14 protein-coding genes are annotated in these 15,428 nt (G+C 38.6%); 5 read left to right on the top strand and 9 right to left on the bottom strand.

Annotated elements, in window-relative coordinates; all coding sequences use genetic code 11:
- The first annotated feature begins 59 nt into the window (after positions 1-59).
- Positions 60-2,201, top strand: a complete 2,142-nt coding sequence (gene feoB, locus R2876_07105) for a ferrous iron transport protein B (GenBank protein ID MEZ4358367.1) — start codon at positions 60-62, stop codon at positions 2,199-2,201.
- A gap of 44 nt (positions 2,202-2,245) precedes the next feature.
- On the opposite strand, the gene R2876_07100 is transcribed toward feoB, so the two are convergent.
- Genes R2876_07100 through dapF form a run of 4 tightly spaced genes read right to left on the bottom strand, consistent with a single transcriptional unit; the run spans position 2,246 to position 6,734 of the window.
- Complete coding sequence (locus tag R2876_07100) at positions 2,246-3,187, bottom strand: hypothetical protein (GenBank protein ID MEZ4358366.1); 942 nt, start codon at positions 3,185-3,187, stop codon at positions 2,246-2,248.
- Entirely contained in the window at positions 3,184-4,620 is a 1,437-nt protein-coding gene (locus R2876_07095) for a DnaD domain protein (protein ID MEZ4358365.1), read from the bottom strand. The genes R2876_07100 and R2876_07095 overlap by 4 nt, the downstream gene beginning before the upstream one ends.
- 35 nt (positions 4,621-4,655) lie before the next feature.
- Entirely contained in the window at positions 4,656-5,915 is a 1,260-nt protein-coding gene (locus R2876_07090; GenBank protein ID MEZ4358364.1) for a hypothetical protein, read from the bottom strand.
- Between the two features lie 3 nt (positions 5,916-5,918).
- Positions 5,919-6,734, bottom strand: coding sequence for a diaminopimelate epimerase (gene dapF, locus R2876_07085; GenBank protein ID MEZ4358363.1), 816 nt, complete (start codon positions 6,732-6,734; stop codon positions 5,919-5,921).
- 143 nt (positions 6,735-6,877) lie between these two features.
- On the opposite strand from dapF, the gene R2876_07080 reads away from it, so the two are divergent.
- The 4 genes from R2876_07080 to R2876_07065 all read left to right on the top strand — a co-directional run bounded on the left by R2876_07080 (position 6,878) and on the right by R2876_07065 (position 9,999).
- Positions 6,878-7,750: a diacylglycerol kinase family lipid kinase gene (locus R2876_07080; protein ID MEZ4358362.1), complete on the top strand. Its 873-nt coding sequence runs from the start codon at positions 6,878-6,880 to the stop codon at positions 7,748-7,750.
- Between the two features lie 72 nt (positions 7,751-7,822).
- Positions 7,823-8,074 carry a hypothetical protein gene (locus R2876_07075; GenBank protein MEZ4358361.1) on the top strand — a complete coding sequence of 84 codons (252 nt, stop codon included), beginning with the start codon at positions 7,823-7,825 and terminating at the stop codon, positions 8,072-8,074.
- A 70-nt stretch (positions 8,075-8,144) separates the two neighbouring features.
- Entirely contained in the window at positions 8,145-9,266 is a 1,122-nt protein-coding gene (locus tag R2876_07070) for a hypothetical protein (GenBank protein ID MEZ4358360.1), read from the top strand.
- Between the two features lie 25 nt (positions 9,267-9,291).
- On the top strand, positions 9,292-9,999 hold the full coding sequence (locus R2876_07065; protein MEZ4358359.1) for a hypothetical protein: 708 nt from the start codon (positions 9,292-9,294) through the stop codon (positions 9,997-9,999).
- 68 nt (positions 10,000-10,067) lie between these two features.
- On the opposite strand, the gene R2876_07060 is transcribed toward R2876_07065, so the two are convergent.
- The 5 genes from R2876_07060 to mnmG form a co-directional block, all read right to left on the bottom strand.
- A complete protein-coding gene (locus R2876_07060) occupies positions 10,068-10,922 on the bottom strand; it encodes a ParB/RepB/Spo0J family partition protein (GenBank protein ID MEZ4358358.1) in 855 nt (284 codons plus the stop codon).
- On the bottom strand, positions 10,922-11,689 hold the full coding sequence (locus tag R2876_07055; GenBank protein MEZ4358357.1) for an AAA family ATPase: 768 nt from the start codon (positions 11,687-11,689) through the stop codon (positions 10,922-10,924). The genes R2876_07060 and R2876_07055 overlap by 1 nt, the downstream gene beginning before the upstream one ends.
- 179 nt (positions 11,690-11,868) lie before the next feature.
- On the bottom strand, positions 11,869-12,717 hold the full coding sequence (locus tag R2876_07050) for a ParB/RepB/Spo0J family partition protein (GenBank protein ID MEZ4358356.1): 849 nt from the start codon (positions 12,715-12,717) through the stop codon (positions 11,869-11,871).
- Between the two features lie 136 nt (positions 12,718-12,853).
- On the bottom strand, positions 12,854-13,561 hold the full coding sequence (rsmG, locus tag R2876_07045; protein MEZ4358355.1) for a 16S rRNA (guanine(527)-N(7))-methyltransferase RsmG: 708 nt from the start codon (positions 13,559-13,561) through the stop codon (positions 12,854-12,856).
- On the bottom strand, positions 13,554-15,428 hold the full coding sequence (gene mnmG / locus R2876_07040; protein ID MEZ4358354.1) for a tRNA uridine-5-carboxymethylaminomethyl(34) synthesis enzyme MnmG: 1,875 nt from the start codon (positions 15,426-15,428) through the stop codon (positions 13,554-13,556). Before mnmG ends, rsmG begins: the two co-directional genes overlap by 8 nt.

Here is a 15,428-nt window from a genome sequence, read left to right as displayed (position 1 = left end):
TAATTTAAATTTATGTTAAATACGTTTAACAATTTTTATATATTTTTTAGGAGGTAATAATGGGGCTGACACATAAATCAACGGGAACTTCCGTGCTATCCGGAGAATTAGACATAGTTAAAACCACTCCGGATGATAAAGTTATAGCGCTTTGCGGAAATCCCAATGTAGGAAAAAGCACAGTTTTCAATCAACTCACCGGCTTAAACCAACATACCGGAAACTGGCCGGGAAAAACTGTAGCAAATGCTCAAGGCAGATATGTCCACCAGGGCTTTAACTTTATACTGGTGGACCTGCCTGGTACATATTCTTTAATGGCGACATCTGTAGAAGAAGAAATAGCCCGGGATTTCGTATGCTTTTCTTCCCCCGATACTACAGTTATAGTTGCAGACGCAACATGCCTTGAGCGAAACTTAAACCTTGTTTTGCAGGTAATAGAACTAACTGATAATGCAATACTTTGCTTAAATATTTTAGACGAAGCCAAAAAGAAAAAAATAAACATAAATTTAAAAAAATTAGAATCTTCTCTTGGCATACCTGTTGTTGGGTGCAGTGCACGAAGCGGGGATGGGTTAGATAAATTAAAAGAAGAAATCTATCTGCTTTCCCATGGCTTGAAACAATCTATTCCTAAAAAACTTACATACTCACCGCCAATCGAGACAGCAATAAATATAATCAAGGAAAGCCTAAGCGGAATTGAAAATATAGACCGGCGTTTTACAGCTATAAAGCTGCTGGATTGCGATGAAAAATACATCTCAACAATCAATAAGAACTTAAAACTAAATCTGCTCAATACAGATAAAGTCAAAACTGCCATAAAAGAAGCAAAGGCTTACCTTCTAAATGAAAATATAGATAAAGAACAGGTCCACGATCTAATAGTCTTTAAAATCGCTAACGAGGCGGAAAAAATCTACTTAGACTGTGTTACTTTAAAAAATGAAAACTACCTTAACCGCGATAAAAAAATAGATAAAATACTAACCTCTAAATTAACCGGAATACCTATAATGATAGCGCTTCTAGGGCTTATATTTTATATAACGATAGTGGGCGCAAATTATCCCTCCCAACTGCTGTCCAGCGCTTTTTCCTTTATACAGGGAAAACTCACATTGTTTTTTACAAGTATAAATGCACCGGATTGGGTAAACGGCATTTTAGTGCTTGGGATGTATAGGACGCTTGCCTGGGTCGTCGCCGTTATGCTGCCGCCTATGGCCATTTTCTTTCCGCTGTTCACTCTCTTAGAGGATTTAGGGTATCTGCCAAGAGTGGCTTTTAATATGGATAAGTTCTTTAAAAAAGCCTGTTCCCATGGTAAACAGTCCTTAACCATGTGCATGGGCTTTGGATGCAACGCATGCGGTGTTATAGGCTGCCGTATAATAGAATCTCCGCGGGAGAGGCTAATAGCAATATTAACCAACAATTTCGTTCCCTGCAACGGGCGTTTTCCAACGCTTATAGCCATTATAACTATGTTTTTCGCCGGCGGCGTAGCCATGTCTTTTCAATCTGTAGTATCAACAGGCATACTTACCGCTTTGATAATATTCAGCATATTGATGACCTTATTCGTATCTAAAATGCTGTCTAAAACTATCTTAAAGGGCTATCCCTCGTCTTTTGCGCTCGAGCTGCCGCCATATAGGCGGCCGCAGATAGGAAAGATTTTAGTCCGCTCGCTGTTAGACAGGACGCTTTTCGTACTACGCCGGGCCATTGCCGTTGCTGCACCTGCCGGGCTTATTATCTGGCTGCTTGCCAACCTCAATGTAGAGGGCGTAAGCCTTTTAAACCACTGTACCGGGTTTTTGGACCCGTTTGCCAGATTAATAGGGTTAGACGGCGTTATTTTAATGGCGTTTATCTTAGGCTTTCCGGCCAATGAAATAGTCTTTCCCATAATCATCATGGCGTATATGTCTACCGGAAGCTTGACAGAACTAGATAGTATAAGCCAGCTAAGAGACCTGCTCGTTGCAAACGGGTGGACCTTTGTAACGGCTATCTGCACAATGCTTTTTTCCTTGATGCATTTCCCATGTGCAACTACCTGCCTAACGATAAAAAAAGAGACCCAAAGTGCAAAGTGGACTTTTTTATCAGCCGCTATTCCAACTGTTTTAGGCCTAATTATATGTTTTATCGTTGCAAATGTTTTTAGGCTTCTTAAGATATAGCAAAAAGCGCTCCTAAAACGGAGCGCTTTTAATTTCACTAAAACTTATAAATTTATCCTTATGTCTTTTCCTTCGAGAATATAAACGCAGGAATTCTTTTTATCTGCAATCCGAGAAAAGACTGCCTCGGTATACCTGTCTTTTAAGCCCTGAAGTGTTGCGTTAGACGCTATGAACGTATACTTTTTTAATCTCAGTCTTTCGTTTAACAGGTTGAAGAAATATTCAACCGTAACGTTTTTGGTAACTGGCTCGCTTGCAAGGTCGTCTATGAAAAGACACGTAGCATCGAAATATGCATCTATATCGTTTTCCTCTCCCAAACGGTTTTTGTGAAAATCGTTAAACATCTTATAAGAAGATGTAAAAACACATGTAAGGTCTTTGCTAAATTCCCTTAAAAGGCACTTTAGTAAAAATGTCTTCCCCAGGCCGGTGCCACCTAAAAAAATCAGAGTATGCTGCTTGTTGTCAGGATAATCCTTTACATATTTTAAAAGCCTGTCCCTTATCCTTTCCATCTGTTCTCTTTGGGACAGTTTACCCGATTTTTGATCTGAAAAGAGGTTTAAATCAAACGATTCAAAGCTCTCGTTTTTTTCAATTGAATATTCCCTGAACCGGCGCTCATTTAATTTTTTTTCAAAGCACGGGCACTTTATGTTTTTCGGTTTGTCTATATATCCTGTATCCTTGCACTTGTTACAGGTATAAATTGGGTTTAGATAACCTTTTTCAAAAGTCTTTAATATGTCTTCCCTTTCACGGTAAAGCTTTAAAAGAGTTCCTTCTAGTTCCTGCCTGTTCTCACTGCCCCTTAATATACTATGGGCAAGGGCATCTCTAACTTTTAATATCTCATTTTCTAAAGCTAATAGCCTTGGCTGCTCTTTATAGGCGGTTTTAAGCCTGTTTTTGTATTCCTGCCCGTTTTTATAGCGCGTATCTTCATATTCCATTAAAATATCAGCATATGCTTCGTTCATTCGTCTATCTCCTCGTCTGCCATTAAATCAACAGCAATCTTATTTAAGTCTTCTTTTTCATATTCACGCGCTATTAATTTTTCTTTTGCACTATTAGTTGACTTTTTAAAAGCGGCCTTTAATGCCTGGTCTACGGTCAAAATACCTTCGTTTTTCCATATGCCCAAAAGATGCTCTAAGTATTTATAAGGAGACTGTGTATCCTGGCTCTTTTTAGCGGCAAGCAGTATAACCTCATGTGAAAAGCCCTGTTCCCGCCACTTTTTATATTTAATCCTGTCCTGTTCGGACGGCATCTTATTAATCCCGATATTTTTAAATACTTCTTTTAAAAGATTATTTTGCTCTAAAACGCCTTTATCTACCTTTTCTATTTCAGGCAGTTCAAATAATTTTTGCTTTTTCAGGTTTTCAAGTATTTTATCTACATACGCAAGAGAAGGTTTTGAGTTCTTGCTTGCGATAGACGCCGCATGTAAAATAACTTCCTGGCTGAATCCATACTGATCCGTCCATTTACGGTAATATTTCTTATGTTCCAAAGTAATTGTCTGCGTTGCTATCCCTATCCTCTTTAATATCGCCCTGATTTTTTGTGATTGTTTTGCAGTTATCAGGTTAAAATCCTTTACTTCCCTCGTCTTTATCGCGCCGTTTTCATGCATGTTTTTCAAAATACCGTCTAAATACTTAAGGCTTGGGGTAGATGCAGAAGTCGTACAGTCGCATGCCGCCTTGATAGCGTCAAGTGAAAAACCCCATTCCTTGGTCCATTTATTGTAAAGCGCTATTTCGGCCTGGGAGGGGAGGCGGTTTATCATACCCAAATGATCCAGGACTTTTCTGCAGCCGTTTAAATAAAGGTCCTGCTTGTCTATTTTCTGCACTGCATCCTCTATCGTAAAAATGCCTTCCTGAGACCATGCCTTTGCTACTTTTTCTATATAAGCAACGGAAACTGCATTGCCTTTTTTCTTTATGCAGTATTCAAGCAGTAAAAGCACCACATCTTTTGGAAGCCCGAATATATCCGTAAAGTCGTAGATTCTCATATATTCGTTGGAGTTAAGGATCCTCATGCCAAATATACGCTGCAGCGTCTCGTTGTATCCGGCCTGTGTGTAAAGATTATCTTCTTCTTTTTTATCTTTTTTCAGTATAAATTCGAATTTGACCGTCTGGTCGTTTACAATGCGGAGTATCCCTTTTTGCTGCCAATATTCTAAAGCATTTAATACGTCGTTAAAGCTCATGTTAAGCAGACGGCAAAAATCATCGAAATTGGCGTTGCCTTCAGATAAAAAAGCATATGCGCATGCATATATCTTTACATATTCTGCCGGAGCATCAAGAAAATACCCTGAAATAAGCCCCTTTAACTGCTGAGTTGCTATAATATTCTCTTGTGCATCACTTAATGTTGGCTGTTGCATCGTTTTATCCTTTATGTTTTCTTTTGTTAAGTATCTTAAAAATCTTTAAAAATGTCTTTAGCGTGTTTTATAAGTATATCTTTTTTGTTTTGCGTAGGGTCTTTTATGCAGATAAAAAGTAATTCCCGCTTTATCTTCCCAATGTGGCGCCCTGCAGATATATCAAGAGCGTCCATAATATCCTGGCCTGTTATGTTAAGGTCGCTTTCGCTAAACGGCGCGCCTTCATTAAGCATTTTGCCTAAAGCTTTTGGCCATATTCCGTTTTGCAATTTAGCTTCTTTTAGTAAACAAAGCCTTAAAAACTGTTCTTTTCCAACTGCTGCGGCAGCTTTTCTTATGTTTGGTTCATCGTCTGCTATATTTAAATGTTTTATCAATTCACAAACTGTTTTAATTGTCTTATTGTCAAACCTTAGGTCTTTAAGATGGCTTGCCGCCTCTTTTTCCCCGGCAAATGCAAAGAATGCGGCAAGGCGTGTATATAAATCCGCCTCTTTAAGCCTAAGCAGTATATTATAATCAAAAGAATTTTCGTTAAATCCAGTAAATATATATTTAAATGCATGTAGCTTAAAAAGCAAATCAATGCCTTTTTTAACAGGCGAGACAGAGCTTTTTATTTTATACCTAAGGTCAGACAAAAGTATTTTTACAAATTCATCTCTAATGCGCTCTTTTGAGATGTCTTTAAGTAAAAAAGCCTTTTCCTTTGCTTTTTTAAACAAACCATCTTCTATACTAAAATTAAGCTCGCATGCAAAGCGCACCATCCTTAGAATCCTTAGCCCGTCGTCTTTTATCGTCTTATCTGCTTCCTTTTGGCAGGCCGCTATTAACTTTCTTTTTATATCACTTCTGCCGCTTTTTAACGGATCTGATATCTCCCCTGTATTAACGTCTTGATAAAGCGCATTTATCGTAAAATCACGCCTTAGCGCATCTTCTTTCATATCGTCGGTAAATACTACCTTTTTAGGGCGGTGCTCCCCGCCGGCAGAATAATAGTCTTTCCTGAATGTCGTGTGCTCAAAGGTATTTTTTCCATTTTTTACCAAATGTATCTCGACTGTGCCTAAGTCAGGAGCCTTTTCAATGACTTTTAAACCGCTTTTTCTGCAGATAGCTTTAACTTCGTCAGGGCGCGCGCAAGAGCAAACGTCCAGATCGCCTTCAAAAATAGACATTATGCTGTTTCGCACATATCCGCCGACTAAGAAAAGGGAAAACCCCTCTTTTAAAAAGTATCCGCCAAGTTCACTTAAAGCCGGCGAGACCACCATACGCTCATTCAATTTTTAAAGCGTCCTTCCTTCAAACACATATTCGGCATTTCCGGTCATGAATACTTTGTTTTCCTGTTCATAATTTATATGAAGCTTACCGGCTGATAGCATTACATCAACTTCTCTTCCGGTTTTTCCAAGTATAGAGCTTGCCACTACGCTGGCACAGGACCCTGTGCCGCAGGCAAGTGTCAGCCCTGCTCCTCTTTCCCAAGTCCTTACATGTATCGTCCTATTATCTATTATCTTAACGAAATTGACATTTGTTTTTCTAGGGTAAGCTTTGTTTGTTTCTATTTTAGGCCCTAATTCACAAACTTCTTCATCACTTATCTCATCTCTAAATATCATGGTATGCGGAACTCCCATCAAAAGGGAGGAGACCTCAATATCCCGCCTGTCAACATCGATATTCGTGCATAATGCACTACCCGTACCAATCATCGGGATCTTTTCCCTGTCGAAATAGGGGCTGCCCATGTCTACTTTTACAAGCGTCTGCCCTGCTTCTTCAACGATTTCAGGGCTCATTATCCCGGCCAAAGTTTCAACGGTCATAACCTTGCTTGAAACTATGCCCCTGTCATAAACGTACCTTGCAAAACAACGTATCCCGTTTCCGCACATCTCGGCTTCGGATCCGTCCGCATTTATTATGCGCATACGCGTATCAGCTTTATCTGATTTACAGACAACTATAATACCATCCGCCCCTATATTCAAACGGCGGGTACATAGCCTCTTTGAAAGCCCGCTTAAATCTATTCCTTTTTCATCTTCGATGATAATAAAATCGTTTCCAAGACCTTGCATTTTTGTTATGTTCATAGCTAATTTTCCTTTATATTTAGTATAAAATTGTTAAAAATATTATACCATTAATCATGTAAAACTCAAACTTAAGTTTTCCTGTACATTTTTATTTATTTATAGTATGATATAATGAGTTTTTTATTATAAAAGGTGAAAATATGTATCTTATTATCGCAAACCCAGTGGCTGGTAAAGGCCGGTCCTTAAAAACGCTTTCACTTGCAACAAAGCTTTTAGATAAAGCTTGCGCTAAATATAAAATCATAAAAACTAGATACCCTGGCCATGCAACTCAAATTGCCAGCGATGCCGTTAAACGTGGGGAAAAAAATATTTTGGCTCTCGGAGGGGACGGTACTGTACTTGAAGTGGCAAAGGGCCTTTTAAATACAGACTCGGTTTTAGGCATAATTCCAGGCGGAACGGGAAACGATTTTATAAGATCATTAAACGTCTCAAATAACCTCGAGGCGGCAATTGAAAATATTTTAGCCGGTAATACTAAAAAAGTAGACGTTGGCATGGCTAACGACAATTATTTTTTAAACGTCGCAGGTACCGGGTTCGACGTATGTGTAGTTGAATACACTAAGAAAACTAACCGCTTTTTTACCGGTATGCCAGCTTACTATCTGGCAGTTTTGATATCCATACTTAAATACAAAGGGCAGACTATGACAATAGTTGCAAACGGCCAGTCTATAACCAAAAAACTAATGCTCATTGCAATCGCCAACGGTAAACAATATGGCGGCGGAATGAAAGTTGCCCCTATGGCAAAACCAGACGACGGCATATTCCATATCACGACGATAGACATGCCTTCTAAATTAAAGATACTCTTTATGCTTCCCCGCTTTATTAAAGGGCAACACGAAAAATTTACGGAAATCAAATCCTTTGTGTGCGATGAAATAGAAGTCTTATGTGAAAATACCCTTTCTATAAACATGGACGGCGATTTGATCGGGACAACCCCTGTAAAATTTAAATTATTAAAAAGTGCGCTCAATGTATTTTCACCGGTATAATAAATACTTTTAAAAAAAGTTAGAATAAAACAAACCTCTTTTGTAAATAAATTATATAAGAGGTTATTTTTTATGAAGAAAATCGGGTATATCAAAGGTTTGGAAAAATACGCGACGCAACTAGAAGAATTTGGGTTTGAATTGTTCCCATATGAAAGCGGAATGCCTTTCGATGCACTTATATATAGCGAAAGTGAAAATACAAACCTCTTTTCTACTATATCTGTTGATAAAAAGCCTCTTTTTTTATTAAATGTCCGTAACAAGTCTGTTGTAACTTCTGCTGAAATACTAAAAAACCAGCTGTATTCCTCAATGTTTTAATCGCTTTTTTCCGTGCGTTGTACTATAATATAAAAAAGTCCAATCGATAATTTATCTGAGGTTTTTTTATATGTACATAAAAAATTACGCCGAAGTTAAAAAAAATAGAGTAAAAAAGAAAAAGAAACGTTTGATTTTTTTTATTTCTTTGGCCGTTCTTGCCGCTGTGCTTCTTATTATTGGTATAACTATCTTTAAAAGTTCAAATCCAAAAGACCTTTTAAAGACAATGCCGTTTCAAACGGCAACCTCGTCTATTTACAATAAAAAAGGCATAATGTATGCTTCCGACGATGCTTTAATATGCATAAACAGCTCGGGAAAGCAGCTCTGGTCTTCACAATTGTTTGCATCCGGAGTTTCGCTTTTTGCGTCGGATAATTATGTAGTTGCTTTTAAGGAGCAAACTATTCAGGTCTTTAAAAGCAATGGGGATTCTATGTTTACTAAAAATATAGGGCAAAATATTGTAAAAGTAATATGCGGCAAAAATTCTATCGGTGTCTTTTATTCGGTGACTTCTGACTCTGAAACAGAACAGACTCAAAATTACCTTTTGGTTTTAAACCTCTCAGGAGATGAAATCGAGACTATTGACTTTGAAGATCAAAACATTTTAAAATACGACTTTTATTCTGATGACGATGAATTATGGACATTATCCCTTGATACATCCGGTGTAACGCCTGTATCTGAAGTAGTCACATACAAACCCGGCAAAGCAGTTACAGGTAATATCCAATTTACAGAAAACATAGTAGAAGATGTATACTTTAATGATAGTTACATGTATGTACTTACAACCAATTATTTAAGCACATACGATTTATACGGTTCAATACAAAATACTATACTAATATATGGCTGGCATTCAGACTGTATCTCCGTGATAGACGGTTCACCCAGGTTTATGTGCTTAAAACGCTCTGAAGACGAGCATACTATGATGCGTATAATAACACCGGGCGTTTCCGACACACAAATAAACCTGCCTGGTGGCATTAAGAATATAACCGTTTACAAAAATAAGATATACTTGATAGGTTTAAATAAAATATATAAGTATGATATTTCTGGAACTCAGGAAAAGGCTATTACGCTGCCCTATACGTATGAAAGTATACGTATAACCGGACAGGATTACGTACTATTTTCCAAGGGAGATAAAGTGTATTCTTACCCTCTCTCATAGTAAATAAACGAAAAAGGAAGAAAATATGAATTTTATCGATCTCTTTATAATATTATTATTGGCGTTCGGTGTTATAAAAGCAATACATAAAGGCTTTTTAAACACTTTCTTTGGATGTATAGCTGTAATATTGGCAATACTGTTAAGCCTTATTACATATCCTATTTTATCAAGCATATTAAATTCGCAGAAAAATGTAAGCAACGCTTTAATGCTATATGTAGAAGGTTCAAACAGGCTGGATTCGGTAGAAAGCCAGCATTTGGATATTGAAACTACTGAGGACAGCGAACTTATGAGCGTTATAGATGAAGCAAGTTTTCCGGCGCCTTATTCAAATATTATAAAAAACAATATACATTATCGTGTTTTTTCCAAAAATGAAATATATACACTCGGCGAATATGTAGATAAAACACTCGCCTGCGCCCTTTTAAATACTGTATGTTTCTTACTTCTCTTCTTTATTTACTATTTAGCTATGCGGTTTATAATAAATATCATGGACCATCGCAAAGGCTTTTATGTGCTTAAAAAGCACGAAGCTCTTTTTGCAGGAGCTGCAGGCGCCTTGCTTTATTCACTCCTGTTGTCCGTATTCTTCCTGCTGGTATCTGTTGGGCTGGTTACGGCAAACGTGTCCCAGCTGACACAATATGTTTCCTCTTCCTTGCTGGGCTCGCTTTATTACAAGGTAAATGCCTTTGTATTCTTAATAAGTGGAACAATTTAATAAACTAAACTATCAAAAAAGCCGCTAAAAGCGGCTTTTTTAAATGTTTCACATGAAACATTTACATTTTACTCTTTAACAAACATATCATAGAGCCCCTGTAACTGCTCCATCGAATAATATTCTATTACTATCTTTCCTTTATCCTCTTTGCCTACTATTTTAACCTTAGTTCCAAGCGCATCACGTATTTTTTGCTGTACGTCTATTATTTCTTTAGAAGCATGCTCTTTTTTCGGCTTTGCTACAGGCCGCTTCTTGTCCTGTGATGCAATAAAATCCTCTATCTGGCGTACAGACAAGCCTTCTTTTACAATACGCTGAGCTAATTCAAGTTTAATTTCGTCCGGTACAACTACCAGGCAACGTGCATGTCCTGCACTTATTGCCCCGCTTCTTATAAGTTCAAGTATCTGAGACGGAAGTGTCAGCAGCCTTAATATATTTGCCACTGCGCTTCTTGATTTCCCTATCCTCTCCGATACTTGTTCCTGTGTCATGCCGTGATCCGTCATTAAAAGCCTTATTGCCGCTGCCTGCTCGACTGCATTTAAGTCTTCCCTTTGGATATTTTCAATAAGCGAAAGTTCCATGACTTCTTTATCATCTATATTTCTTATAACTACCGGAACAGTTTTAAGCCCGGCAAGTCGAGCGGCCCTGTATCTTCTTTCCCCGGCAATAATCAAATACCTGCCGTCATCTTTTCTTACTACTATAGGCTGTACTATGCCATGCAGGCGAATGGAATCCGCAAGTTCTTTTAACTTGTTTTCGTCAAAAAACTTTCTCGGCTGGTTTATCTGCCTGTCTATCAGCATTACGTCTATTTCCTGTACTTCATTATCCTTTTTTCTTGTAGTAACTTCGATATTTTCATTTAAAAGAGCGCCTAAGCCTCTTCCTAGACTACGCCTTTCCATCATATATCCCTACTTTCTGATAATAGTTCTTTTGCTAGATTGATATAAGCCTCTGCACCTAAGCATTTAGGGTCGTATTTTATTATCGGCAGACCAAAACTAGGTGCCTCTCCAAGCCTTATGTTCCTTGGAATTATAGTCATATATACTTTGTTCTTGAAAAACTTCTTTACTTCTTCAGTAACCTGAATGGATAGGTTTGTCCTTCCGTCGAACATGGTCAAAACAACACCTTCTACTTCCAGGCTTGGGTTTATCTGCTTTTTCACAAGCCTGATTGTATTCATTAGCTGAGACAGGCCTTCTAATGCAAAGTATTCGCATTGTATGGGGACTAGTATCTTATTGGCTGCGCAAAGTGAATTAACTGTCAAAAGCCCTAGAGAAGGGGGGCAGTCTATAAATGCGTAGTCATATTCATCTTTTAGCGTTTCAAGTGCTTTTTTCAATATGTATTCCCTTGCCATCACAGGAACCAATTCAATTTCTGCACCTACAAGATTGATATTCGCCGGTACGATGTCCAGCCTTTCTTGGACTGTATGCAATATCGTATCTTTTATGTCTACATCATTTAATAAAATATCGTAAGCGGATTTTTCTACTTCAGCTTTGTCTATTCCAAGACCACTTGTAGAATTCCCCTGCGGATCACAATCCAATAATAATACTCTCTTGCCGCAATCAGCAATACACGCACTTAGATTTATTGCTGTTGTAGTCTTTCCTACTCCGCCTTTTTGATTTGCAATCGCAATTACCTGCATTTGTACCTCCGAAAAATGTTTCATGTGAAACATTTATATTTTTATTAAATTATACTTCATTTTTCCAGTTAATTAAAGAAAAAAAACGGGCGATGTGTAAAATTTTTCTACACATCGCCCTATAAGTAGGGGTATTGGGGACTAATTAATATATGGCATTTGGCATTACCATAAGCCATTTACTTTGCTATGGTGATATTTATCCTTAACTTTTTGCTCATATCTTCCGTATCATAGGATATATCTGCTCCCGTTTCCTGCATTTTTTTTATTATTTTCTTAATGGTATTTAAATATACTTTATAATCTTTCATTATATAAAAGACATTCTGGCTGTTTTTATTCCTTCTAGGCAGCTCTCCGTACATGCGCTGCAAAGTCTTTTCCACCAAGTCTTCCGACTTTTTAACCGAAAGACTTTGTTCACATATTATCTGTATTAACTTCAATTGCTCTTGTTCGTCGTGCAGCCTTAAAAGCGCCCTTGCGTGCCGCTCTGTTAAATGCTCTTTAAATATCCTGTCTTTAACTTTAGTCGACAGTTTTAAAATGCGCAGTTTGTTTGCAATTGTAGACTGATTCTTACCAAGCTTTACTGCCAGCTCCTCCTGAGTAAATCCATGGTCCCGCAAAAGATTCAAATAACCTTCTGCTTCTTCAAAAAAGTGAAGATTCTCCCGCTGAAGGTTTTCTATCATTGCGATCATCGCACTGTCCTGTTCTACCGCAGAAAAAACAATGGCGCGTATGGTTGTAAAGCCAGCCAAATGCGCCGCACGGAATCTTCTTTCTCCCGCAATAAGTTCATATCTTCCAGCACCCATTTTCCTCACGCTTATGGGTTGAAGCAATCCATATTGCTTTAGAGACGCTGCCAGTTCTTCGAGTGCTTCTTGGTTAAACATTTTTCTCGGCTGATATGGATTCGGACGTATCATTTCGAGGGGTATGGTCTCAAGTTTTGCATCCGCATTTATATTGTCAATGTTCTCATCAAAATCCTGTGGTACCTTACAAAACTTTAGCATCGTATTTTACCTCCCTTTACCTTGCTTGTCCATATTATACTTTAGTAAAAATACGAAAAAAAGGGCCTTCGCCCTTATGTTATAAAACAAATCATAATAGTATAAAACTTCTTATAAAACGACAAGCATTTTTTTATCAAAGCGGCTTTGATTTTATCTTTGAGAATATTCTTGGATATTTTTTCTGATTTTTCCCAATCTTTTTAACAACTATTATGCTTCTTTCTATGCCTTCGATCGCGATATTATGTACTCCCTCAATTCGCGCATTTAATTCTTTAAGTGCGCTGGAAGCCTCTTTGATTTCATCCACTCCCTGAGATTTATAAGCTAGAAACAACCCGCCCGTTTTAACATAGGGGAGGCATAACTCTAGCAACACGTTTAATCTGGCAACGGCTCTTGATACTACCACGTCGAACTTTTCCCTGTAACTTAAATCATGTGCCAATACTTCGGCTCTTCCTGTTATACATTTGACATCTATCCCAATATTATTCGTTATGGTTCGAACTATATTGATTTTTTTCTCAGTAGAATCCAAAACTGTCATTTCTATGTCTTTAAAAAAGATCTTTATAGGCACTCCCGGGAAGCCGGCGCCGGTGCCTATGTCGAGCACCCTGTCTCCTTTCTTAAAATTCAAAAACGAAAATATTAAAAGGCTGTCTGCAAAGTGCTTGACTATTGCATCGTCTTCATCTAGTATCCTGGTTAAGTTGACCGTCTTGTTTGCTTTTACAATCTCTTCAAAATACTTTTCGAATAAAAAAAGTTGTTCCTCTTGCGTTTTTACGTTGATTTTAAGCAATACATTTGAAAGTTTATCTGTAAATTCAGACATTGGCTTTTCTCCTGGACAAATAAACTATGAGCACTGAGATATCCGCCGGCGATACACCGGATATCCTACCAGCCTGCCCTAGATTTTCAGGCTTAACGGCATTTAATTTTTGCCTAGACTCAAGCCGCAGACCTGGTATAGTAGAGAAATCTATATCAGATGGTATCACCTTTTTTTCCAGGTTTTTAAAATGATCTATTTGGCGCTGCTGCTTTTTTAAGTAACCCTCATATTTTATCTCTGTTGCCGCCTCGGATAACACTTCATCGTTAAAGCCGGATAACTCATCTAAAAGCGGCAATAAATCCGTATAGCTTATCTGCGGCCTCTTTAAAAGTTCTTTGGCCTTTGTGGGTGCCATTAGTTCCGCCTCGCCTTTTCTCTTTAAAAGCTCATTTATGCTTTTTAGAGACAAGTTCCTTTCGCGAAAGACTTTAGAAGCTTTCTCCATTGCTTCACGTTTATTCATAAATGCATCGTAACGTTTATCATCTACAAGGCCTACCCTTCTTCCCATTTCTGTCAACCTCATATCCGCATTGCCCTGCCTTAAATACAGCCGGTACTCTGCCCGCGCCGTCATCATACGATACGGCTCTTTAGTCCCTTTTGTGATAAGGTCATCTATCAATACACCGGCATAAGCGTTTGACCTATCTAATATAATAGGTTCTTCGCCTTTTATATACATGCTTGCGTTTATACCTGCGATTATACCCTGTGCCGCAGCCTCTTCGTATCCGGAAGTACCGTTAATTTGCCCGGCCATAAAAAGCCCGGGTATGTCCTTTGTCTCAAGAGATGCTTTAAGCCTCTTTGAATCTATGGCATCATATTCTATTGCATAAGCCGTACGTGTGAATATGACGTTTTCCATCCCCCGTACAGAACGGTATATTTTAAGCTGCACCTCTTCCGGCAGGCTGGAGGACATTCCCTGCACGTACATTTCGCTGGTACTTTTACCCTCCGGCTCTAAAAACAGCTGATGCCGTACCTTGTCCGGAAATTTAACGACTTTGTCCTCGATAGAAGGGCAGTATCTTGGCCCGGTACCTTCTATCATCCCGCTAAACAGTGGGCTTCTATGTATATTTTCACGTATTATATTATGTGTTGTTTCATTCGTATAAGTAAGATAGCAGACTTCCTGGTCTCTAAATATCTTAGGCGACATAAATGAAAACGCATATCCCGCTTCATCGCCTCTTTGTATCTCCATTTTGGAAAAGTCTAGGCTCCGCCTGTCTACCCTTGCCGGCGTTCCCGTTTTAAAGCGCTGAAGGGAAAAGCCTAATTCAATTAAAGAATTACTAAGGCTGTTTGCGCCGAAAAATCCGGCGGGCCCGCTCTCAAGAGCCGTCTCGCCGACTATTATCCTGCTTTTTAAATATACCCCGGTGCAAAGAATAACTGTGTGCGCATATATTTTTGCTCCTAAAGTCGTTATTATCCCGCTTACTTTGCCGCCTTTAACCATGATATGTGCAGCCTCGGCCTGGCGGATCTCTAAATTATCCGTTCTTTCAAGGGTGCTTTTCATATATGTATGATATTGCTTTTTATCCATCTGCGCACGAAGGGATTTTACTGCTTCTCCCTTAGAGGTGTTCAGCATTTTTATCTGGATAAAAGTCTCATCAGATGCTTTTCCCATTTCCCCGCCAAGAGCATCGATTTCCCGTACCAAATGCCCCTTGGACGTTCCGCCGATCGCAGGGTTGCATGCCATCAATGCAACGGAATCCAAATTTATGGTCAGCATAAGCGTTTTCATATTAAGACGGGCGGCAGCAAGGGCCGCTTCACAGCCCGCATGTCCTGCACCCACAACTATTACATCGTATGTCCCATAATCATAAGTCAT

This window comes from Eubacteriales bacterium, assembly GCA_041390245.1.
Classification (GTDB): Bacteria; Bacillota; Clostridia; order Christensenellales; family JAWKQI01; genus JAWKQI01.
Note: the sequence above shows the minus strand (reverse complement) of the source record. Positions and strands in the feature narration are given on the sequence as shown.